This window comes from Saccharibacillus deserti (genome assembly GCF_013618475.1).
GTDB classification, from domain to species: Bacteria; Bacillota; Bacilli; order Paenibacillales; family Paenibacillaceae; genus Saccharibacillus; species Saccharibacillus deserti.
Genome location: NZ_JABJVN010000003.1, coordinates 62,343 through 85,163, shown reverse-complemented (window position 1 = coordinate 85,163; position 22,821 = coordinate 62,343). Strand labels below are relative to the sequence as shown.

Below are 22,821 nucleotides of genomic sequence, written 5' to 3'. Positions count from 1 at the left end.
AGGAGAAAATCTTCATGGGCCAAGCAAAAATCGGCAGCGCCGCGGCTGCCGATTCAGAAGTTTCGAAAACGTCGAAACAAAATTTTATAGGCGAAATGCAGACGGCCCGGCCGACGCAAAAATGTTTCATTCCCGGATCGGAACGGCTTCCCCCAAATCCTGCCCTTTCGTTCCGTCATAGGGAATAAGCGAATAATCTCCCTGCGTCAGATCAACCGCTGCGTAACGGGCATAGCCGCCTTCAGCGATGCTCCATTCCCCTTCTCCCTGCTGCACTTCTTCACCTGTATCCGAAATCATTCGGAATCCGTACATATACAGCTTTGAACCGCTCTTCTTCGGTTTCGTCCTTTCGTAATACACCAACGTAGAGACCGGACTCGATATCACTTTTTCAATGACGATCTGTTCGCCGTTGATCAGATCGACCGTACGATTCAGCTCAATAACGTCGGTTTTTGCCAAAAGTGCGGAGCGCGACGTTTGGATATCGAACGTCCAAGGTTCCGGCGGCGTTGTCGGTTTATCTTCCTGATTCCACCATGAGATCCTATCGTATTGTATCTTAATGTTCAGCTTCTCCCCGCCTGGAATCTCGCTGAGCGGAATGTTCTGATAGGTCGTATACGTTCCGTCTTCTCCGTCCGATCCCGAGCCGCTGCCTCCGGACGCCTGCAGATCGCTTCGTCCATTCACGGTTACGGTTGCATCCAGCCATATCACATCATCCTTCTCTACATTCATTTCCTTGGACGGTTCCAACGTTGAGGTAATGAGCACCCGGTCCGTGTCGACAATGATCTCGTTCAGCGTCAGTTTGCCGAACGCATTCTCCGTCGTCTCGCCGATCTGCGTTTTGTACGCCGAATAATCGACCTCTTGCCCGTAACCCGCAAAGCTCTCCAGCAGCCCGGCTACGAATGGGAATCGGGCCAACGCCGCCTGTCCGGCGGGAAACGTCACGCCGGCAAGTACCGCTGCAGCTGCTGCGGCCGCAGCGATCCATTTCGCCGCTCTTTTTTGCCGCCTTCTCCGGATTCCCCCTTGCCCGTAACCGTTCAACTTTCGAACTGCGCGCTCCGCCCATTTTTTCCGCTCTTCTTCCGCCAAAGGCTCTTCGTCGTACTCCGCCAAGTCCAGTTTGATTCCATTCAATTCGTCGTAAATGCTCATTCCCCATGCACCTCGTTTCGCGCAGTCCAGATCCGCTTCAATTTCTGCCTGCCCCGTGACAATTTATTGTGAATCCACGATTCCCGCACATCCAGCCCTTCCGCGATTTCCTTCGCCGGAACGCCTTCCAGATAATAACGCTCAAACAGTCTCCGTTCGTCTTCCGGCAGCTGCTCCAGAACATCCTCCACGTCCGATCTCGCTCTTAACCCTTCGTCATCCGTGCTTCGCAGCCGCTCTATATCCAATTCTCCATCGCTGTGGCGCTCACGTTCTTTCAACCCCCTGCGCCGGTAATCGATTGCTCTGTATTTGGCTATCGCCGCCGTCCACTGCCGCAGCGAATTTCGCTCCGTATCGAACGATTCGATATGATTCCAGATCGCCAGCAGCACGTCGTCGAGGCATTCCTCGCGATCCTGCCGGCTGCCGGACAAGTAACGGTTGACGATCGCCGTCAGCAATCCGCCGTGCAGATCGATCAGATCGCGCAGCGCCTGTTCATCCTGCTCCCGAATGCGCCTGACGATATCTTTTTCTTGTTCATGCCGATGCTCTGTGTCTTCCTTCATCCGAGCGTTCCTCCTTCCGTCCGTAAGTCCCGATTAGGCAGCGGTTAACTTCCGACATTGTATACTACGAAGCAGATTCGGGGATTCTATCAGCCAAACAAGAAAAATGGCATGCGGGAATCCTTTTTCGAAACGAAAAGAGCCGTTTGGTCCACGGACCGAACGGCTCTTTTGGCTAAATATTTCAAACCCCGTCTTCCTGTACCCTTACCGTTCCCGCTGCACCAAATAATCCAGCAGATGCTTCAGGAACCGCAATGGCTCCGGCAGTTCCCGCACCGCGTCCGACGCTTCGCAGTAGTGATTCCACATTTCCCGCTTCGCCCCGTCAACACCGAGCACGGTTACGAACGTCGAACTGCCGTTGGCTTCGTCCTGCCCCGCAGGCTTGCCGAGCTGCAGCGCTTCGCCTTCGGCGTCGAGCAGATCGTCCCGGATCTGGAACGCGATGCCGGCGTGGTAAGCGAACGTTTCCAGCCGTTTAAGCTGTTCCTGCGGCGCATTCGCCAGCATCGCCGGCATGATGAGGCATGCTTCGAACGCGACCCCCGTCTTGTAAAAACAAATCTCGTTCAGCCGCTCAAGCGTCAGCTTCTGCCCCCGGGATTTCAGATCGAGCGCCTGTCCCATGCACAGCTCTTCCGCTTTGTGCGCCGAATAATGCATCAGTTCCAGCACCGTCTCCGGCTTGAACCCCTGCAGACGCGACTGCTCGCGCACGCCCTGCTGGATCAGCAGCAGTCCGGACAGCTCGGCGGTCGCCCCGTCGTAGCGCGTATGCAGCGTCTGCCGGCCGCGCCGGAGGTCCGCGTCGTCCTGCGAAGGCAGATCGTCGAAGATCAGCGACGCGGTATGCAGGTACTCCAGCGATTTGAGCAGCGGGCGCACCCGATCCCCATCCAGACCGTAGCCTTCCGTCGCCACCAGATGCGCCAGGATCGGCCGCAGTCTTTTGCCGGAGCCTGCCAGGCTGTAGTTGGCCGCGTCGATGAGCGAATCGCCGACCGCCGGCACGTTCGAGACGGGCGAGATCGGAAGCGCTGCTTCGATCTGCGCCCGCACCTCGTCCAGCAGCGACCGGAAACGTTCCCGGTCCGCGCGGTCTTTCTTCATCTCGGTCAGCATCCGGTCGCGCAGCAGCTTGTCGAAGAACTCGACGTCTTCCGCTTGGCGCACCATCTTCTGGATGACCGCGTTCAGAGCGGGCATGCCGGGAGTCAGCACCTCCATCAGCTCTTCGTAGCGGGGAATCCCGAGACGCTGGCGCGCTCTCTTCAGGCCGTTGATCGCCCGGTCCAGCAGCACTTCCCTCGTGTTGGCGTCGCTGCCGTACACCTCGCGGATCAGGTAGGCGATCACGGCCCAGTACATCTCGAACGGGCTCTGCAGATCGGGCCGTTCGCCGCGATGCTTCCAATAATACGTATACGGCGTGACCGCCCCCGTTTCCAGATCGTCGAACAGGTCCGCGAAGTCGTCGGCCAGCTGGTTATAGATTCCGTAGTAAAAAGTCCTCCGCTCGAATCCGCCGTCCCCGCCGCCCTGCCCTACCGAACGCGCGATCAGGCGGGAGCCGGAAGATTTGAGGATGACCGGTACGTAAAGCTGGCTCGCCGTGTAGGTGCCGTCAGCCAGACTTTTGTTCCGGTCGACATCCTGCGATTCGAAAAAGACGTAGGCCTGCTCGAAAAAGACGCTGCCTCCTTCTCCGGACTGCCGGCCTTTGATGTATTCGAACGCTTCTCCCAGCTCGCTGTGGATATAGCGGATCAGCGCGAAGTTCTCCGCATGGCCGCTCTCGAACGCGCCGCTCCATTCGTCCCATACCGGGACCGTGCCGCTCAGCAGGGCGCTGCGGATCAGATCGGAGTAGCGCTTTTTCTCCTCGTCCGTCAGCAGCTTCGAGTCGAGCAGATCGTCGACGAACGGGTAGGTCAGTCCGTACGAGTATCCCAGCCGTACCGCTTCGTCCATACGGCGGGAACGTTCTTCCTGAGGCGTCTGCGCGTCCATTTCTTCCCGCGCATGCAGCACGACGCCGGCGATAATCTTCAGCAGTTTGCGCTGGGCCTGCTCCGCGTCCATGCCTTCCGGAATATTCTCGGATACGCGCTTCATCTTGGCGATCATCCAGATCACGGTGTCCTCGATCTGCTCCTGCTGGCCCCACCGGTACAGCGCAGCCGTATCGAACCCGTCTGTCGGCATGCCTTCCTGCGGATCTCCGCCGCTGAGCAGCGAACGTTTGAGGCCTGCCGCCGTCCGGTGGATACGGCTCTGCGTATCGGGGTCGTCCAGCGCACGGCCCAGATCGCGCATATACAGGTACGACACGCTGCGCGCGAGATAGTCGTTCAGCTTGCCGGCGGCATCCATCCACTGGATATACCGGTTGTAATCCTGAGGCTGCGCACTGCTGCGGCTGCCGAACAGACGCGCCGGCCACGGGCGGATATGGCTCTTTTTCCACACCTGAAAATCTTCCGTCAGCTCGGCCGCATACTTTCCGCTTCGCACCCGCTCCGTCAGCTGCTCCAGATATTGTTCCGCCCGCAGCTCTGCCCTTCGATAAGCTTCTTCGGCCCGAATTCCCGTCACTTCCTGCGCCTCGTTCGGTCCGGCCGGGTTTATATTGATGGATGTCAAACTCATGGTCATTCCCCTTAGGTTTTGTGTCGTGTGAAGAATCGTTAGGGGTTATACGGAGGGAAGAGGGGATGGGTTACGGAAGTTGTTTGGTATATGCGACTATTATTTTGTAAACTGAATTTAGGACATGTTTGAAAACTCAGTTGATTTTTCAAACACGCCCTAGTTATCGCCAAGAAAGAAGGTTGCGCATGAATGAGAAAAGCTTGCTAATTGAATTTCAGAATCTTCTCGAACTTTCTAAAGAAACAGAATGGGTCGAATTTAAAGAAGCTAAAACAAATTATGATTTCAATAAATTAGGAACTTATTTTTCTGCGCTCGGTAATGAAGCCAATTTGCGCGGAAAAGCGAGTGGTTGGCTCATATTCGGCGTGGAAGATAAAAATTTAAGCGTTGTGGGTAGCGATTTTAGAAACAAACCCGAAGCACTGGATAGTTTAAAACAAGAAGTAGCCGAGTTTACGAAAGGGATAACTTTTCAAGAAATTCACGAGCTTTATATCGATAACAAAAGAATCGTATTATTTCAAATCCCTCCAGCACCAAAAGGAATACCAATATCGTGGAAAGGCCATTACTATGGAAGAAATCATGAATCCATAGCAGCTCTATCAACCGACAAATATGACAAAATCCGTGCGCAAAGCACATTGAGCGATTGGTCCGCCGAAATTATTCCTAATGCTTCAATGGACGATCTTGATCCGACTGCAATATCCAAAGCGAGAATCGAATTTTCCAACAAACATCCTCGCTTAAAAATAGAAATGGATACGTGGGACGATTTCACTTTTTTGAACAAAGCAAAAATCACGATTAAAAACCAAATCACCCATGCAGCAATTCTGCTTCTGGGCAAATCGGAAGCCGAATACTTGTTAAGTCCGGCCGTTGGAAAAATATCTTGGATTCTTAGAGATAAGGATGGTATCGAACAAGACTACGAACACTTCGGACCTCCGTTGATTTTGAATACAGAAAATGCCTTCTCAAAAGTGAGGAATTTAAAGTATCGATATATTGCAGATAATAGTTTATTCCCGATCGAAATCAATCAGTACGACCCGTATGTGATCCGAGAAGCTTTGCATAACTGTATCGCGCATCAAGACTACCAACTTGCCGGTCGGATTAATTTGGTCGAAACACCCGATCAGTTGATATTCACTAACTTAGGGTCCTTTCTTCCCCGAAGCATCAAAGCGGCCATTCATCATGACGCTCCGCAAGAATTTTATCGCAACCGCTTTTTAGCCGAGGCTATGGTGAACCTAAATATGATCGATACCATAGGTTCAGGCATTAAAAAAATGTTCATCACTCAAAAAAACCGCTTTTTCCCTATGCCGGATTACAATCTAAACTCTCCCGACAAGGTCGAAGTTCGAATCTCAGGAAAAATTCTAGATGAAAATTATACGCGCTTGTTAATTAATCATACGGATCTCGATTTGGATACGGTTATGCTTCTCGATAAAGTTCAAAAACGCGAGAAGCTCTCCAACGACGAAGCCAAACAATTACGCACAAAAAAGCTTATCGAAGGCAGGCAACCAAACTTGCATTTATCAGCTCAAATTGCGGAGATCACGGGGGATAAAACAACTTACATTAAAAATAGAGCCTTCGACAAAGAGTATTACAAAAACATCGTTATCTCGTTCCTTAATCGATATGAATCCGCAAGTCGCAAAGAGATCGACGACCTACTCATGGACAAACTTTCAGACATGTTAAACGAAGAGCAACGAAGAAAAAAAATAGATAATCTTCTCTACGAAATGTCCAAAAAAGATCGTTCGATTGCCAACCGAGGGAATAAGCGAAAATCAAAATGGACTTTAACTTAAATAAAGGATTTGCCTTTGATTAAGTAGTACTTTAAGTGAATCTTTAAGTGAATCTTTAGTGAATCAAACTCTTGAACACGCATGGTTATAGGGTTTGCGATTCACTTATTCTCTAAATTAAATTCACTTTTAGTGAACATTTAAGTAAGACTCCGTTCTGAGCAATCGAAATAGAAGCCACCGTTTCAAATCGAGCTGTTGCCCGGCTTGAAGCGGTGGCTTTTTCATTCCATCTAAAAATTAAAACTCCTCGTACTCCGCCGGGTCCTGATCCCACAATCGCTTGTTATCCTTGCTGAACGCCGAGATCGTCTTCATCTGCTCATTCGTCAGCTTGAAATCGAAAAGGTCGAGATTTTCCCGTTGGTGTTCGCGCGAACCGGCTTTGGGAATCGGCACGGCACCGAGCTGGGTATGCCAGCGGAGGATGACCTGGGTCGGCGTTTTGCCGTGGGCGGCCGCGATCGCTTGGACGCCGCTGTCTTCCAGTACGCCTTCGCCTTTGCCTCGGCCAAGAGGGCTCCACGATTCGGTGACGATGCCGTACTTGGCGTTCGCTTCGCGCTGAACCGCCTGGTCGAAGTACGGGTGCAGCTCCACCTGATTGAGACTCGGCGCGGCGCCCGTCTCGGCGACGATGCGGTCGAGATGCTCCGGCAGGAAGTTGCTCACGCCGATCGAACGGACGTAACCGCGCTTGCGCGCTTCGATCAGAGCCTGCCAGGCTTCCACATATTTGCCCTGCTTCGGGTTCGGCCAGTGGATGATATACAGGTCGAAATAGTCGAGGCCGGTCCGCAGCAGCGATTCTTCGATCGTTCGCAGCGCTTTGTCGGATTCGTGGTGGCGGCCCGGGAGCTTGGAACAGATCCGCAGCTGTTCGCGGGGAACGGAAGCTTCGCGCACCGCGCGGCCGACGGCACCTTCGTTTTCGTAGTTGAATGCCGAATCGATCAGACGGTAACCTTCTTCGATACCGCTCTTGATCGATTCGACCCCGGAAAATCCGTTCAGCGAGTACGTGCCGAGTCCGATCGCCGGAATATCGAGACCGTCGTTCAAGGTGATGACCGGAATATTCGTTGACATGAAAAAGCCCTCCTCTCGTATGATTCTACGATAGCACTTTCGAGCGCGGCGATCAAAATCGGCTCTTGGCCTGCGCCGCGTATGCCTTGTATGATAACAAGATGTAGATCCGCAGGCAGAACAACGGTCAGGAGGACCCTATGACAATCTTTTTTGAATATGGCGAAACGGCGGTTCCCGCGCAGTTTCACTGGATCGGCTGCCGCCGGCTGTCCGATTGGCTGGCAGAGACGCCGGAAGCGCGCAATCTGGATACCAACTGCCTGTTTCTGTTGGGTACGGGCAGTCTGGAATGGAAGATTGAAGGCCGGTCCGTGAAGCAGCGATCCGGCGAAGCTCTGGCCGCGCTCGAAGGCGTGCGGATCGAAGCATCCGGTCCCGGAGCCGAAGGCTGGGTCATCGCGGTGCGGCTGTATGGACTGCGCGGCGAAGACGGCGCAGGCCCGGAACTGCATCCGCGCTTCTGGGAGCTGCCTTCCGGCGACAGCTTCCAGCGCTCTTGGGTACCGGCGGAAGTCCTGTCGGAATTGGGCGGCGAACTGCTGGGCGGATTGAACGGAAGCGCCGGCCAGGCCATCCGCAGACAGCGGCTGCTGATGGCGCTGATCGAATCCTTTTACCGGCAGGAGGAGCGCGAAGGCGAAGAAGGCACCGAAGCCGGCATACGCCGTTCGATGGCCTATATCCGGCAGCATTACGCCCGCAATCTGACCCGGGATCTTCTGGCCGGCATCGCCGGGCTCAGTCCCTGGCATTACTCGCGCAAATTCCATGAGTATGCCGGGCAGCCTCCGCTGGATTATCTGTCCGCTTACCGAATCTATCGGGCGCAGGAACATCTGCTGTCTTCCCCTATGCGTACCCGCGAGGTGGCGGCACGGGTCGGCTTCGAAGACGCTTCGTACTTCAGCCGCCGCTTCAAAAAGTTCGCGCACTGCTCGCCCCGCGACTATGCGGCGACCGCGGCAGCACGCCGGATCTGCGTCACCTCCGCCCGGGGTGCAGAGATCCTGATCGATCTGGGCGTCATTCCGCACAGTGTATCGCTGACGCCGGAACTGGTGCCCGGGCGGCAGCTTGAGCGGTTTGAACGGCACGGCGTGCGCATGATCCGCTCTCCGCAGCATTCGCTGCATATCGAAGCCATTCGCGAATCGCGCCCGGAGCTGCTGATCTGCGGACCGACGGACGAATATGCCCTAAGCCGGCTTCGCGAGCTTGCTCCGGCCGTGGTGCGGATCTCGCCCGATCTGGCGAAGACCGTCGGCCATCTCGCCGCCCTGCTCGGCCGAGAACGCGAAGCCGACAGGCTGCTGCGCCAAATGGACGCACTGGCGGCGCGGGCAAGAACAGCTCTGGCCGGCGTGCTGGAACCGGGCGTTTCCGTTATGGTTCTGCGCGTCGAACGGACAGGCTGCCGCTATCTGGGCGCGCATTCGAGCGGAGCTTCCCGGGTGCTGTACCGCGAACTCGGTTTGTCTATTCCGGCTTCGCTCGAAAACGGACAGGCCTGGTTCAATCCGATCGCGCCCGAGCGGCTGGCCGAGATTGATCCGGATTATCTGTTTCTCGAGAACCGGTTGACGGAAGCCGGTTCTTCCGACAAGAACATGGAACGGCTGCTCGGCTGCTCTTTTTGGCCGAACCTGACCGCCGTTCGCCAAGGCCGGGTATATGAAGCGGACACGAGACTGTGGGCGGCCGGACTCGGCTCCACCGGTCACGCCGAGCTGATCGGCTATGTCGTTTCCTCGTTGATCGGCCGTCCGTTTTGAGACTGGCAGACTAAGCGGGAAAGCCTCCGCGCACAATCGTCCTGTTTATTGCGCACGCCTGCCTATGGAGCCCGCCGCGCCTCTTTGCTATGATGTGTAAATGAAAATGATTATCATTATTACACATGAAAATAGGAGAGATGAAGCATGTCCAGATATCTGGCACTATTATTGGGAACCTTCTTCCTTGTCTTTATGCTTGCCGCCTGCTCGAACGCCAACGAAACGACGGGTTCTGCGGCGTCGGCGGACACCGTACAGGCAGCCCCTCAAGCACCCGAATCCGATAAGGCGGAATCCGCCGATGCGGAGAAGCCGGCGGAAACGGCAGATGCGGCTCCCCGAGTCTATCAGGATCTGTACGGCGAAGTGACGATTCCGGCCGATCCGCAGCGTGTGCTCGTAACGAGTTCCCGCTACGCCGAATATCTGGCCTCCATGGGCGAAGCGCCGGATATGGTGCTGTATACGAGCAGCGTCGAACCGGACTACCGTACCCAATACCTGAAAGAGCAGGGAATCGAGATGATCGAATATCCGCAGTACGAACACAATTTCGAACTGCTGCTGTCGCTGGCTCCCGATCTGATTATTGCTCCGGGTATCTCGGTTGACGAGGGTACGCACGAGCAGATGACCAAGATCGCCCCGACCGTCGCGCTCGATTCGACCGTCGAGATGGAAGAATCCATGCCGAAGCTTGCACAGCTGTTCGGCAAACAGAGCGAGAGCGAAGCCGAATTGGCCGCCTACCATGCCAAGACCGCTGAAGCTTCCCGGACGCTGGATGCCGCGCTCGGAGACAAGACCGTGCTCGTACTGCGTGTCGAAGCCAAACAGTATCGCTATTTGGGCGACGACGAGCAAAGAGGCGGCGCGATCAAGCTGCTGTACCACGAACTGGGACTGAACGTTCCGGAAGCGATCGCGGGCGCCGAAGATTGGTTCACTCCTTTCTCGCTTGAATTCCTGCCCGAGATCGATCCCGACTATATCCTGCTCGAGAAGCGGGTCGTCGACGGCGAAGACGGAACCGAATTTTACGATCAGCTGATGAAGAGCAGTCTGTGGAAAGGGCTGCGCGCGGTCAAGGAAGACCATGTCATCCCGGTCACGACGCAGGATCTGGTTCAGGGCGAAGGCCCGATCGGCTATGCCCACTTTACGGATAATCTGGTGAAGCAGCTGACTTCCCTGAAATAACATGCCCTGCATAGCCAAGCGACGAGGAGAGTGGACGCAATGACCGAGATTTACGACCTGACGATCGTGGGCGGCGGCCCGGCGGGCATGTATGCTTCTTTTTATGCCGGGATGCGCGAGATGCGAACCAAGCTGATCGAAGCCAAGCACGAGCTTGGCGGATTCATGCGCATGTACCCGGAGAAGATGGTCTGGGATGTGGGAGGGGTCAATCCGATTCGCTGCGAGCAGCTGATCCACAATCTGGAGCGGCAGGCCCGGACTTTCGATCCGGCGATCGTATTCGGACAGGAGATTCGCGGCCTGCAGCGGCGGGAAGACGGCGTGCTGATGCTGACTTCCGATACGGGCGAGCTGCATTTCACGCGTACGCTCTTGATGTGCGCCGGACGCGGCATTACGCAGATCCAGAAACTTGCCGTCGAAGGCGCGGACCGCTACGAGCTGGCGAATCTGCATTATACGATTACCGACCTGGAACATTTTCGCGGCAAAAAAGTGCTGGTGACCGGCGGCGGCAATTCCGCGGTCGACTGGGCCGTGGAGCTGGCGGACTATGCTTCGCATGTCACCGTCGTGCACCGGCGCCGCGAGTTCGACGCGCTGGAGCGCCAGGTGACGCGCATGTACGAGAGCGCCGAAGTGCGGACGCCGTTCAACGTTTCCCGCCTGATCGGCGCAGGCGACCGGATCCATGCCGTCGAGCTGTCCGATGCCGAGACCGGCGCCGGAGCGCGGATCGAAGCGGATGAGATTCTCGTCAACCACGGCTTCAGCCGCAACTACGGCCATCTGCTGGAATGGGGTCTGGAGCGGCAGGATTACGGCGTGACGGTCGACAACAGCATGGCCACGTCGATTCCCGGCGTGTTCGGCGCGGGCGACTTCGTGACCTACGGCACGAAGGTCCGACTGATCGCCGGCGCGTTCAACGACGCGGTGCTCGCGGTCAACCACGCCAAGCTGTACCTGGACCCGACCGCCGGCAAAATGGCCGGCGTGTCGTCGCATCATGACCGGTTCCGCGAGTTGAACCGGGCCTTGGCGGCATCGAAGCCTCTGTGATTTCATTCCAATGAACAAGCCGGGCGGTTCAACGTCCGGCTTGTTTTTGATTCGGATTTGACTTTGCCGCCAAACGCGCTTACTATTGGTTCAACGAATGTTTAGTGAAATGAGGAGCCGTTATGGAATCGAAACAGCCCGGCAAACGTATGACAAGTCGAGATCTTCAAGCTGTACATCGCAGACAGCAGATCCTCCAGACCGCCAAACACCTTTTTGCGGAAAAAGGGTATCATGCCGTATCGATGCGCGAGCTGAATAAAGCGATCGGTATGGCGGATGCCCTGACGTATCACTATTTTCCCGGCGGCAAATTCGAAATTCTGACCACTGTGCTGCAAACCGCGCAGAAAGAACGGATCGGCGGCATCGTTTTGTTTTTCCAAAAGATTTTTGCAAAAACCGATCTGCCTCTGTTCAATGTATTAACGGAACTGATTGTCGGGCTGGCGCAGAAATTGACGGAAGACCAAGCCTACTTCCAGATTCTGCTTCGCGAGCGCTCTCTGCTGAGCGACGAACAGAAAGAAGAGCTCGACAGCGTCACCCGTCTTCCGTTCGAAGCGATGTCCGATTATCTGTCGCAGCGCGCGGAGCAGGGCGATATTCGGCCCATGGATTTCTCGCTCGCTTCCTCGCAGTTTTTGGCGCATATCGTGTTTACCGTGATCCAGCAGCTGTTGAGGGGAAACCGGATGGAGCAGGAGGAAGCCGCTACATTATCGCAATTCTACATGCAGTTGTGGGCCAAGCAGGCCAGCGAGTAAGCGGCACTTCGGTGCTTCTTTTTTGACAATTTCACTCAACGAACGTTCGGTAAACGAAACAAAAACAAGGAGAGTTGATGATGCAGGAGATCATTCGCACGGAATCTTTGACCAAACGGTACGGTACCCATTCGGTTCTGCAGGACGTATCGCTGAATGTGCACCGGGGAGAAATTTACGGATTCCTGGGTCTGAACGGAGCCGGAAAAACGACGACCATCCGAATGCTGCTGGGCATGATTCGGCCGACTTCCGGAGAAGCCTATATCAACGGTCGAAGCGTCATCGAAGCCAAGCCCGACCTGTGGCGGCAGATCGGCTACATGGTGGAGACGCCTTATGCATACCCGAATTTCACGGTACGCGACAATCTGCGGCTGATCGCCAAACTGCGGGGTCTGCCGGAAAAAAGCGCGACCGAGTCCGTCATGGAAAAATTGCAGCTGACGCGTTACGCCGATACCAAAGCCAAAAACCTGTCGCTCGGCAATGCCCAGAAGCTTGGCCTAGCCAAAGCGATGATCCATCACCCCTCCGTTCTGATTCTGGACGAACCCACCAATGCGCTCGACCCGGCAGGCATCGTTCAGGTTCGCGAACTTCTGCGCCGCTCGGCCAAGGAAGAAGGTATGACCGTATTTATTTCCAGCCACATTTTGGAGGAGATGTCCAAGCTGGCGTCGCGGATCGGCATTATTCACGGCGGCACACTGATTCAAGAGATCAGCTCGCAGGAATTCGAGCAGCTCCGGCGTAAACGGCTGATGGTCAAGGTTCAAGATCAAGGGGAAACCGCGAATCGACTGCTGCTGGAAGCCGGTTACCGTGCGCAAATCTCGGCTGAAGGCAGCATCGAGATTGCGGACGAACAGGCGATCCGGCAGCCGGAACGGGTAGCCAAGCTGCTGGTGGACGCCAACCTTTCACTGACCGGGCTGACGGTTGAAGAAGAAGGCCTTGAATCGTACTTTTTACAGCGGGTAAGCGAATAATGGCTGCAGGGAGGATATCCAATATGAGATTATTAGGGAATGCCGTTTACGTGGAGAATCGAAAATTGAGCCGTTCACCGGTACTGTGGGGGATGTTGGTCTTTCTGTTGTTCGTGACCGGCATTCGCTCCGGCGGAGCGGACTGGAACGAGCATTTGGGAAGCATGACCTTCTTGTTCGCTTCCGTATTCGGTCTGATGGGGTTCGGGACGATTACCGCCTGGACATTCGGGAGGGAGTATACGGACCGGACCGTGAAAGACCTGCTGGCCCTGCCGGTCTCGCGTACTGCCATTGTGATTGCCAAAGCTGTCGTCATCGCGTTCTGGTGTCTGGTCGCGACGCTGACGATCTTCGCTTTCTCGCTGCTAGTCGGCCTGTTGATCGGCGTTCCCGGCTTTTCCTGGCCTATCATCGCCCATCAGTTCGTCGGGCTGCTGCTGATCGCTGTTTTTCATCTGCTGCTCTGTTCGCCGATCGCGCTGCTGGCCAGCATCTCGCGCGGTTATCTGGTTCCGATCGCTTATGCGTTCACCACACTGATGGTCGCCCTGACTGCGGGACCGACCGCACTTGGCCCTTATCTGCCCTGGTCGATTCCGGCACTGCATCTGTCGATGAGCGGCTTGACGCTGTTTCCGCTTGGCACAGCCAGTTATGTGATTCTGATCTTCGTGTTTGAGCTAGGTGCGTTCGGGACGATATCTTGGTGGAAACGAGCGGACCAGCGGTAATTCGACTGACAGGAACGAACGCAAAAACGAGCCTCCAGAATCTCTTCTGCGGCTCGTTTCTTTTTTACCGTTTATTGAATTCTACTTCACCCGGTCCAGGCAGACGGCGCCGTGCGCGCGAACCCGGATTTCAAGCGACTCCGTTCCCAGCGTGCGCTGAATCAGGTCTTGATACGCCCCGACCGCATCCTGCGGCAGCACCGCCAGAATCACGCCCGCGAATCCGCCGCCGTGAACACGGCACGCACCCGCTCCGAGCCGCTTGATATACCGCTCCGTAATCGCCAGCGCGATCGCTACTTCCTGACCGCGGGTCGCTTCGGGACGATACACGTTTTGCAGCCATTTCCACGACGAATTGCCCGATTCCGTAATCAACGGAAGAAAAGCCTGCAGATCTTCCCTGCGCAGCGCTTCCAACATGCCGTCTACCCGGTCGTTCTCTTCGAAAAAGTGCAGCGCGCGAAGCACGGCACGGTCTCCGGCTTTTTCGCGGATTTCCGGCAGGCGGGCGTAGAGTCCGTCCGCCGACGTGCCGCGGCAGAATTCCGTTCCGAGCAGCTCCGCTACGGCAAACATCTCCCGTGGAACGGCCGCATAATCTTCCGTCAGATCCGCATGGTTGCCGCCGGTATTCACGATCACGAGCGCATACCCGTCCTGATCGAAGCGGTAGGTGACCGGCTCGATCACAGGCTCGTCCGGATTCTCGAAGTCGATCGAGATCAGGCCGCCGTGCGCGCAGGCGATCTGGTCCAGCAGACCCGACGGCTTGTTCCAGAATTTGTTCTCCGCGTATTTGCCGATCCTGCCGATCTGCACCGCGTTCAAGCTTCCTTCATTATAGAACTCGCTGAGGATCGTGCAGATCAGCATCTCGAACGAGGCGGAAGAGCTGAGGCCCGAAGCGCTGTACACACTGCTCGAGACGTAGGCGCGGAATCCGCCGGTACGGTACCCCTGCTCGGCGAAGCCGGCGACGATGCCGCGGATCAAGCCGGCCGTGCCGTCGTCTTCGGCGTTGATCTCCAACTGATCGAGATTAATCGAATACTGCCGCTCGTAGCCTTCCGAACGCAGGGTAATCACGTTCTCTTCCGTCTTCGCCGCCGCGGCGATCGTATCGAGATCGATACTGCCGGTCAGCACTTTGCCGTGGTTATGGTCGGTATGGTTGCCGCCGATCTCGGTCCGTCCCGGCGCGCTGAACAGCTGCACCGATTCCGATCCGTAGGTTTGAGCGTACGCGTCAAGCACCTTTTGGTAGCGTGCCGTTTGTTCGGAAAGTTTGGCTTCGCCGTACAGCGCGGTCAAAGCGGAGAGCATCGCCGGCGTTTGCAGAAAAGCCGGGTTAAATTCGTTCGTCATCCAAAATTCCTCCTGAATACGGGGTATGTCAAATCGGTTAGGGAAGCGGATTCGTCCGCCTCCTCTCCAATATGACACATTTTTGAATACGCATACAGGGCGGATTTCCAATATCCCGGTTCTTTTCGACACCTTCTCGCCTGCAGGCCTATCTTTGGAGCTTGTTGTTCAGTTCCTCCGCCCGTTTCCTGCTGTCCATGCGCGCATAGGCATAGAAAGCGAGCGTATGCAGGACAAGCGATATGACGATCATGCCGGGCAGCCACGGAAACAGCATGTCATACATCTCCCGCGAAAAAAGTCTCATCCCCAGCAGGGCGCCGCAGATCGACAGTACCGACGAGATCAGGATATTCCAGACCGGCTTAAACGTAAAATGGCTCCACAGCGCTTTGTACAGGACACCGAAAAGTACCCCGCAGATCGCGGCGATGCCGGCCACGTTCCACAAATACTCGATGCCGACCGTCTCCCCTTTATAGAAAACCGTCAGCAGCAGTACCACCCACAGCAAACTCATCGTAAACACCTGGAAAAACGACTGTCTCAGCTGAATCATCATCGCAAACCCCTCCTGAATTGTTGAATGTAAAAGCGGCTGACCACATGCTGCGAACCATCGGTTAACGTCACTTCGATCCGGGCGTGCGCGGCAGACGAGAACTCCCGGATATGCGCGGCACCGATGACCGTACGGTTGTTGATCCGGACAAACCGCGGCGCGGCGAACTCTTCTTCCGCGGATTTCAAGCGTTTGTTCAGCAGATACCTCTCACCGGTAATCAATGTCACTCCGCACATCCGGTCTTCCGACTCGATCACGGCGATCTGTCCCAGCGGCACCTGGACGATCCGGTCGTTGGCCGCGTTGATCAATCCGATTCTGCCGTCCAACTGTTCGATCGCTTCGCGGATCTGCGGCCAACGTGCTTGTTCTTCCGGGTGGGTCCATACTTTTGCCGTCCGCCGGTCCAGAGCGGCATCGGTTTCGAACCTGATCTTCATAATGGCCTCCTTTCCTTTGCTTGTACTCAGCGTACCTGCAAAATGGGGTGAGAGCTACGGTTTGTGCCGTTTGTTGCAGAGATCGGGAAGTTTGTTGCAGGAGAACCGAAATCAGGGTCCGGACAAATCCGTAATGTGCAGTTTTCAAAAACGCAAACAGAAAATGAAACATTTATTCAAAAGGACTATCAGGATCATTTCGACACTGTTCCTACTTCCTCTCTTACTTCCTCTCCTACTATATTCCTATCTGTTTTCGCTTAAAAAGAAATAAAGGATAAGACAATGGTAGGCACAATTTTAAGTCTTTCTTGACGATATTAAAAAAGGGATACGAAAGCCTCATAGATCCGGCATCCCGTTCGAACCTCGGTTTCGGCGGAGGATGCGTTTGCTTCACTCGGCGGTCGGCAGTAACGGATCGCGGCGGCTACATAATCCAATCCGATTCCGTTGGCTGCAACGACTTCCCAAAACGTTACGACTTCCGTGTTCGCACGGCCGTTGAACGTTGAGCCAAACGATCGGGATTCCGGAACTGACGATTATCTTTTAGGAGACGGAGAGTGGTTGCGCACAGAGGAGATTGGGCTTCCAAGCATCAGACAAAGAGAGCTGAAGGGTTATATGCAGTTATCAACTTAGAGAATGGATGAAGCAGATGAAGAAAAAGATAATCTCCGCAGCCTTGGCTTTCTTGCTGGTCATGGGCAACGCACCTTTTGCATCGGCGCTTTCGCCGGTTGCCGAAGTTTATTACAATACCGGAACGAGCAAGTTTGATTCCGCCGAATTCGACAGCCAGCTGAACGATGCGGTCAGACTCAAATTGAGCCAGCAAAACATCAACCCCAAATATGTATCCATTATGGATGCAAGCGCCGACCGGATGTCGGTAACCGATACGACATACGTACATTCCGGTTATGACAGCTGGTATATCGGAGGTCCTTACGCGACCACTCCGCAGGTTGAGACTGCCGATTACAACCACGTTCAAATGTCCAACAACGGCAGCAACTTCACTTTCTATGGGTATACTTCTCCGGGCTACAAAGACTTTATGCTCACAAGCGGAAGCCCGACCGGCAAAAAAATCATTACCTTCGATATGGACGAGTCCAAAGTGGATTACCACAGTATGGAAGGCGGAGGGTTCCTCTTCAACACCAAGATCGATGCCGAGCGGAAACTGAGCGGCTACGTCATTCTGTATGTTCAGGGTGCCGTCAATGTCTACAAAATCGACGGTCTCGACGTGGATGTTCTGCACAACGAGACATCAAGCTACTTGGCTGACATGCCGGGGGTGAGCCTGCTTCAGTCTTATTCGAAAGGCTCTTCCCCTCAGCACAGTATCAAGATCGTGGCTACGGATGCCACGCTGAATATGTGGGATAACGGCGAGCCGCTTATCCGCAATTTGTCCCTTCCGAACCAGTACGGCAACGAGTTCGGACCGATCGTCAGCTACGGCAGCCACGGCTGCGAGATCATCTCGGTCTTCTCGTTCGAGAACATGAAATTGTATTCGACTTCGAGCAAAACGCTCGACGTGGCCGTAAACAAGATTCCATGGGGAAATGCTCCGCTGCGCTACGTCGTGAATCTGAACGACAATCCTAGCGTGGAACTTGACGGCGGTACCAAGCAAGCCGAATTGAAAGATGCTTTTGACGGCAAAGAAGCGCAGTACCTCGGGGTAACCGATGTGGTCTACAAACCGATCGACCAAGCGTTCATCGACAGCATCAAAAAAGGCGGTCTGCACGTCGACGTAAATGAAGGCGGTCCGGAAGTAATCGACGCTCTGGCCGACAAGATCGTCGAACAACTTATCAATGGCTACAAAGAACCGATCGAAGCTATCGAACAGGCGGAAGCAGTCACGGATATCCAATATTCGGATTACGATTCGAAAAATTCCGTGAACGGCAACCTGACGCTGCTGAGCGACAAGAACGTCACGACTGTCTGGTCTTCCGATCAGCCTTCCGTGATCGATGCCAACGGCGTCGTAAAAAGACCTGTCATTTCGCAAAAAGGGATGTATGTCAACCTGACCGCTACGATCACGCAGGGCGGCCTGACCAGCGAAAAAACATTCGCCGTCTACGTCAATGCGGCGGAACCCGCTCCTCTGAGCGATCTGTCGGTTGTCGCGGGCAATGGACAAGCCGTATTGAATTTCCCGGCTTTGACGGGAGCGACTAAAATTACGATCGAACAGTCTTCGGACGGAGAAGATTACGTTCCGGTCGATCTGCCCGAGCCGCTGGACGCTTCTTCCACCAGTGCAACCGTAACGGGACTGACCAACGGAGAGAAATACTTTTTCCGCCTGAATGTGGAGTCCGGTCCTTACGCCGGCCATTCCAACGCGGTCGAGACCTTCCCTTCGCAGGCTCTGACTACGCTTGAAGCGATCGCAAGCAGCGAGCAGACGATTTTGAATTTCCCGGCTTTGACGGGAGCTTCCAGCATTACGGTCGAGCAGTCCGAAGACGGTAAAGTCTTCGCTCCGGTCGATTTGGCAGAACCGCTTGATTCCACTTCGACAAGCGCGACCATCTCGGGACTGACCGACGGCAAAACGTACTTCTTCCGCCTGAAAGTCCAGTCGGGCAAATATGCGGGCGTATCCAACACGGTGGAAGTCTCGCCTTCCAATCCGGTAAGCACGCTGACGGCAGAAGCCGGGCAAGAACAAGTTACGCTGAAATTCCCGGCTGTAACCGGAGCTTCGGACATCGTGATCGAGCTGTCCACGAACGGAACCGACTTCACGCCGGTTACCCTGCCCGCTCCGCTGGATGAAACTTCGACCAGCGTGACGCTCCCTAACCTGTCGAGCAACGAAACGTACCATTTCCGCCTGGTCGTAAAATCCGGACCTTACGCGGGCACATCCAATGTCGTTACGATCAAACCGGACGCCGCTCCGCCTGTGGTAACGGAACCGACTCCACCTGTGGTAACGGAACCGACTCCGCCTGTGGTAACGGAGCCGACTCCGCCGGTTGTGGAAACAACTCCGTCGGTAAGCAATCCGCCTGTGGTCGTACAGCAGCCTGCACCGACCATGAAGACGGAAGTCATCGTAACCGATCCGTCCAAAGGCGGCCAATCGGTTCAGGAGAAAATCACCAAGCTGGTCGGCAGCGACCTGAAAGTCGCCGGCAAGATCAAATCGGCCGACGGCAAAGAACTGAATATGCCGAGCCTCGAGATGAAAGCGGACGGAACTTTCGTTCTTCCGCAGGTAGCTCCGGGCGAATACACGCTCGCTCTGAACGTCATTGCACCTAACGGAGACAAACTTGCAGGACCTTCCGGCATGCTGAACGTCGACAGTCAAGGCAATGCCAAAATGTCGGTCGAACTGATCGATCCTTACGGAACGATCCTCGATTCCGTAACGGGCAAGCCCGTACCGGGAGTCAACATGAAACTGTACTGGGCGGATACGGAATTGAACCGCTCCAAAGGCAGAGTGCCGGGAACGCAGGTTAACCTGCCGGAACTGGCCGACTTCGCGCCGAACCAGAACCATAACCCGCAGTCCAGCACGGACGAAGGGCAGTACGGTTGGATGGTCTTCGCCGACGGCGATTACTACTTCATGGGTGAGAAGAACGGATATAACGTCTTCGACAGCCGTACGGATAAACGCGACGAGAAATTCGGAAGCGACAGCTATATCAAAGACGGCCTGATCCATGTGGGACAAACGATCGTTAAGTTCGATTTCTCCATGCAGGCCAAAGTAAAAGCCGCAGGCGACCACGCCGCTTATATGGTCGGTTATCCGGACGGCACGTTCCGCACGGAACGCGGCATCAACCGTGCCGAAGTTGCCGCCATTCTGTCCCGCCTGTATACGTCCGCAGCTCCTGCGAGCAAAGTTTCGTTCAAGGACGTAGATGCCAAGAACTGGGCAGCCAAAGCCATCAAGACGGCTTCGGACAACAAATGGATGGTCGGATTCAGCAACCGTACCTTCCAGCCGAAGAAACAGGTCACCCGTGCGGAATTCGCACAGACCCTCACGAATCTGTACGACTGGGATGCCGCTTCCAAAAGCTCGTATACCGACCTTTCCGGACACTGGTCCGAAAAAGCGGTCGCAGCGCTTGAACAGCAGGGCCTGCTGTTCGACTTCGAAGGACAGAAATTCGAGCCGAACCGGCCGATTACCCGTCTGGAAGTCGTGCGGATTCTGAACCGGGTTCTGGAACGTAGCCCTTGGGAGATCAAGGCCCAACAGAAATGGTCGGACGTCCCGACAACGCATGAGCATTACTCCGATATCATGGAAGCTTCCGTTTCCCATGAATTCGAACAGCTGGAGACCGGAATCGAAAACTGGAAGAATTAAATCCGGCTTGATTCGCCCTTTAGATTTCAGTGATTGACCCGAAAAGCCCCGCTCCTGTCGAGCGGGGCTTTTTGATATGGCTTTGCAAAGGCATCGCGATTCGGGGTACTTTGTGTGAGCTGTAGTCCTGGCAAAAAAGGCGCTCCCTAGGAGCGCCTCGCCGGCGAAAATCGCTTATCCCCGTTTCCACACCATGGCGTACTCGAGTTCGTTCGTCGCTTCGTCGGTCTGCTCGGACTCAACCTCAAAACCCTGTTTTCGGTAAAACCCGTTCGCCTGCGCGTTTTGCGCGTACACGTTCAATCGGACCGTATCGAGGTCTTTTTTAACGCAATCGAGCAGCCTACGGCCGTATCCCCGGCCCTGGCGGGACTCATCGATAAACAAGGCCGCCAGTCGCGTGTCCATAACGGCCGCAAAACCGACGATCTCGCCGTTCTCCAGGCACATATACACGTGCGATTGCGGCAAATACCGTTCTTCCATCGCCTGCTTGTTCGTGGTCCAGTAAGCCGAATCGATAAAAGAATGCGCCGAAATCGACGTATCGAGCCAGATCTGGGCCAACAGCGGAAAGTGCTCGGGCAGCGCTTTTTGAATCTCGATCTGATCGGCGTTCGTTTCGTACTCGTTCATGGCAGACTCGCCCCCTTCGCTTCGTTTTTTTATTCCATGCTTAACCGGTTCCCCGATTCGACGCCGGCTGACGCCGACATCTCCTCGTTCTCTTTTACCCGTGCGATATCGTGTCCCGTCGGATTCTGGAAAATACGCAGTCCGAACGTCGGCGCGACAGCGAAAATATGGTCGAAAATATCCGCCTGCACCGACTCGTAGACCGCCCACGCCGTATCGTTGCTGAACGCATAGATCTCGAGCGGCAGCCCGTTGTCGCCCGGCGCCAGCTGCCTGACGATCAGGGTCATGTTCTGGTGGATCTTCGGATGATGCCGCAGATACCGCTGAATATATTCCCGGAATACGCCTACGTTCGTCAGCTGGCGGCCGTTTACCTGGCTGTCCCGGTTGATCCGATGTTCCCGGTTATAGGCTTCGATCTCTTCGAGCCTTGTCGTCAGATAATCGGTCAGGTAATGGATTTTCTTGAACTCCTGCACCATCTCCGGCGTACAGAACTCGATGCTGGTCGCATCGATCTGAATACTCCGCTTGATCCGCCGTCCGCCCGACATCTGCATGCTTCTCCAGTTGCGAAACGAATCCGAAATCAGCGCATAGCTCGGGATCATTGTAATCGTTTTGTCGAAATTCATGACTTTGACCGTGTTCAGCGTAATGTCGATGACATCGCCGTCCGCATTGTAATCCGGCATCTCGATCCAGTCGCCCACGCGCACCATATCGTTGGAAGACAGCTGAATCCCCGCCACCAGACCCAGAATGGAATCTTTGAAAATCAGCATCAGCACGGCCGACAAAGCGCCCAGACCGCTGAGAATGTACAACGGATTTTGCCCGATCAGACTGGAGATGACGATAATGCCGCCTACGATGAACATCACGATCTTGACGACCTGGATATATCCTTTGACCGGGCGGATCTTGGAGATTTCGAACGACCGGTAAATTTCTTCAAAAGCATTCAGCAGCGCGTTCAGCACATTAATCGTCGCCACGATCATGTACACGGCGGCCAGTTTCTCGATCAGCGGCTGATAAACCGGAAAGACCGGCGCGGCAAAATAAATGATGATCGCCGGCACCAGATGCGACAGCTTGTGGAACACCCTTTTCTCCAGTACGGTCGTGCTCCAGCTGTGCCGGTACTTGCTGATCAACCTCGAAATCACGTTGAGCACGATTCTTTTCGTAATCAGATTGGCAATGATGCAAATAGCGGCGATGAAGAGCACCATGAGGATATTGGACACATACAGGGTCATCGTGTCGTTCATGCCGTAGCGTTGAAGTTGATTTTTGATGAAGTCCATGAGGTCCTCCTTGCTCATTTAAACAATATAATGATTTATGGATAATTCTTAACATATAAAGTTTAATTATAACGGCCCTTCACATTAAGAAGCAAAAGCAAACCTTGTATCCCTACATAAAATCTATGATAACTTAAATATAGTTTAGTACTATTTTTATTTTAATAACCTATACCACCCTCTATCTATCACTTCCATATATGATTTATAATTCTTGTAAAGAGTAAACTTTATTGTAAAGGAGAA

The 22,821-nt window shown here is 54.7% G+C and carries 17 protein-coding genes; 8 read left to right on the top strand and 9 right to left on the bottom strand.

All coding sequences use genetic code 11. The features are described from left to right. Positions 1 to 126: 126 nt before the first annotated feature. From HOP44_RS10700 to HOP44_RS10690, 3 genes are all read right to left on the bottom strand, one after another. Positions 127 to 1,173, bottom strand: coding sequence for a DUF4179 domain-containing protein (locus HOP44_RS10700; protein ID WP_172253171.1), 1,047 nt, complete (start codon positions 1,171 to 1,173; stop codon positions 127 to 129). Next, complete coding sequence (locus HOP44_RS10695; RefSeq protein WP_172253169.1) at positions 1,170 to 1,745, bottom strand: sigma-70 family RNA polymerase sigma factor; 576 nt, start codon at positions 1,743 to 1,745, stop codon at positions 1,170 to 1,172. The genes HOP44_RS10700 and HOP44_RS10695 overlap by 4 nt, the downstream gene beginning before the upstream one ends. A gap of 207 nt (positions 1,746 to 1,952) precedes the next feature. Beyond that, complete coding sequence (locus HOP44_RS10690; protein ID WP_172253167.1) at positions 1,953 to 4,397, bottom strand: polyprenyl synthetase family protein; 2,445 nt, start codon at positions 4,395 to 4,397, stop codon at positions 1,953 to 1,955. 188 nt (positions 4,398 to 4,585) lie between these two features. Between HOP44_RS10690 and HOP44_RS10685 the strand changes: the two genes are divergently transcribed. Next, positions 4,586 to 6,247, top strand: a complete 1,662-nt coding sequence (locus HOP44_RS10685) for an RNA-binding domain-containing protein (RefSeq protein WP_172253165.1) — start codon at positions 4,586 to 4,588, stop codon at positions 6,245 to 6,247. A 240-nt stretch (positions 6,248 to 6,487) separates the two neighbouring features. Here HOP44_RS10685 and HOP44_RS10680 read toward each other — a convergent pair whose 3' ends face one another. Next, on the bottom strand, positions 6,488 to 7,336 hold the full coding sequence (locus HOP44_RS10680; RefSeq protein WP_172253163.1) for an aldo/keto reductase: 849 nt from the start codon (positions 7,334 to 7,336) through the stop codon (positions 6,488 to 6,490). A gap of 140 nt (positions 7,337 to 7,476) precedes the next feature. Between HOP44_RS10680 and HOP44_RS10675 the strand changes: the two genes are divergently transcribed. The 6 genes from HOP44_RS10675 to HOP44_RS10650 all read left to right on the top strand — a co-directional run bounded on the left by HOP44_RS10675 (position 7,477) and on the right by HOP44_RS10650 (position 13,872). Then, complete coding sequence (locus HOP44_RS10675; protein WP_172253161.1) at positions 7,477 to 9,111, top strand: AraC family transcriptional regulator; 1,635 nt, start codon at positions 7,477 to 7,479, stop codon at positions 9,109 to 9,111. Between the two features lie 147 nt (positions 9,112 to 9,258). Continuing rightward, the gene (locus tag HOP44_RS10670) at positions 9,259 to 10,314 is read left to right on the top strand and encodes an ABC transporter substrate-binding protein (RefSeq protein WP_172253159.1); all 1,056 of its coding nucleotides are present in this window, start codon (positions 9,259 to 9,261) and stop codon (positions 10,312 to 10,314) included. 39 nt (positions 10,315 to 10,353) lie between these two features. Next, complete coding sequence (locus tag HOP44_RS10665) at positions 10,354 to 11,379, top strand: NAD(P)/FAD-dependent oxidoreductase (RefSeq protein ID WP_172253157.1); 1,026 nt, start codon at positions 10,354 to 10,356, stop codon at positions 11,377 to 11,379. 122 nt (positions 11,380 to 11,501) lie between these two features. Then, positions 11,502 to 12,146 carry a TetR/AcrR family transcriptional regulator gene (locus HOP44_RS10660; protein ID WP_172253155.1) on the top strand — a complete coding sequence of 215 codons (645 nt, stop codon included), beginning with the start codon at positions 11,502 to 11,504 and terminating at the stop codon, positions 12,144 to 12,146. 80 nt (positions 12,147 to 12,226) lie between these two features. After that, positions 12,227 to 13,138, top strand: coding sequence for an ABC transporter ATP-binding protein (locus tag HOP44_RS10655; protein ID WP_172253153.1), 912 nt, complete (start codon positions 12,227 to 12,229; stop codon positions 13,136 to 13,138). A 23-nt stretch (positions 13,139 to 13,161) separates the two neighbouring features. Continuing rightward, the gene (locus HOP44_RS10650) at positions 13,162 to 13,872 is read left to right on the top strand and encodes an ABC transporter permease (protein WP_172253152.1); all 711 of its coding nucleotides are present in this window, start codon (positions 13,162 to 13,164) and stop codon (positions 13,870 to 13,872) included. 81 nt (positions 13,873 to 13,953) lie between these two features. Here HOP44_RS10650 and HOP44_RS10645 read toward each other — a convergent pair whose 3' ends face one another. The 3 genes from HOP44_RS10645 to HOP44_RS10635 all read right to left on the bottom strand — a co-directional run bounded on the left by HOP44_RS10645 (position 13,954) and on the right by HOP44_RS10635 (position 16,245). Continuing rightward, positions 13,954 to 15,240 carry a galactokinase gene (locus HOP44_RS10645; protein ID WP_425501854.1) on the bottom strand — a complete coding sequence of 429 codons (1,287 nt, stop codon included), beginning with the start codon at positions 15,238 to 15,240 and terminating at the stop codon, positions 13,954 to 13,956. 148 nt (positions 15,241 to 15,388) lie between these two features. Beyond that, positions 15,389 to 15,802, bottom strand: a complete 414-nt coding sequence (locus HOP44_RS10640; protein WP_172253150.1) for a hypothetical protein — start codon at positions 15,800 to 15,802, stop codon at positions 15,389 to 15,391. After that, positions 15,799 to 16,245 carry a LytTR family DNA-binding domain-containing protein gene (locus HOP44_RS10635; RefSeq protein ID WP_172253148.1) on the bottom strand — a complete coding sequence of 149 codons (447 nt, stop codon included), beginning with the start codon at positions 16,243 to 16,245 and terminating at the stop codon, positions 15,799 to 15,801. Before HOP44_RS10635 ends, HOP44_RS10640 begins: the two co-directional genes overlap by 4 nt. 661 nt (positions 16,246 to 16,906) lie before the next feature. Between HOP44_RS10635 and HOP44_RS10630 the strand changes: the two genes are divergently transcribed. Further along, the gene (locus HOP44_RS10630; RefSeq protein WP_172253146.1) at positions 16,907 to 20,623 is read left to right on the top strand and encodes an S-layer homology domain-containing protein; all 3,717 of its coding nucleotides are present in this window, start codon (positions 16,907 to 16,909) and stop codon (positions 20,621 to 20,623) included. Between the two features lie 174 nt (positions 20,624 to 20,797). Here HOP44_RS10630 and HOP44_RS10625 read toward each other — a convergent pair whose 3' ends face one another. After that, entirely contained in the window at positions 20,798 to 21,259 is a 462-nt protein-coding gene (locus HOP44_RS10625) for a GNAT family N-acetyltransferase (RefSeq protein WP_172253144.1), read from the bottom strand. A gap of 29 nt (positions 21,260 to 21,288) precedes the next feature. Beyond that, entirely contained in the window at positions 21,289 to 22,575 is a 1,287-nt protein-coding gene (locus HOP44_RS10620; protein WP_172253142.1) for a mechanosensitive ion channel family protein, read from the bottom strand. Positions 22,576 to 22,821: the final 246 nt, after the last annotated feature.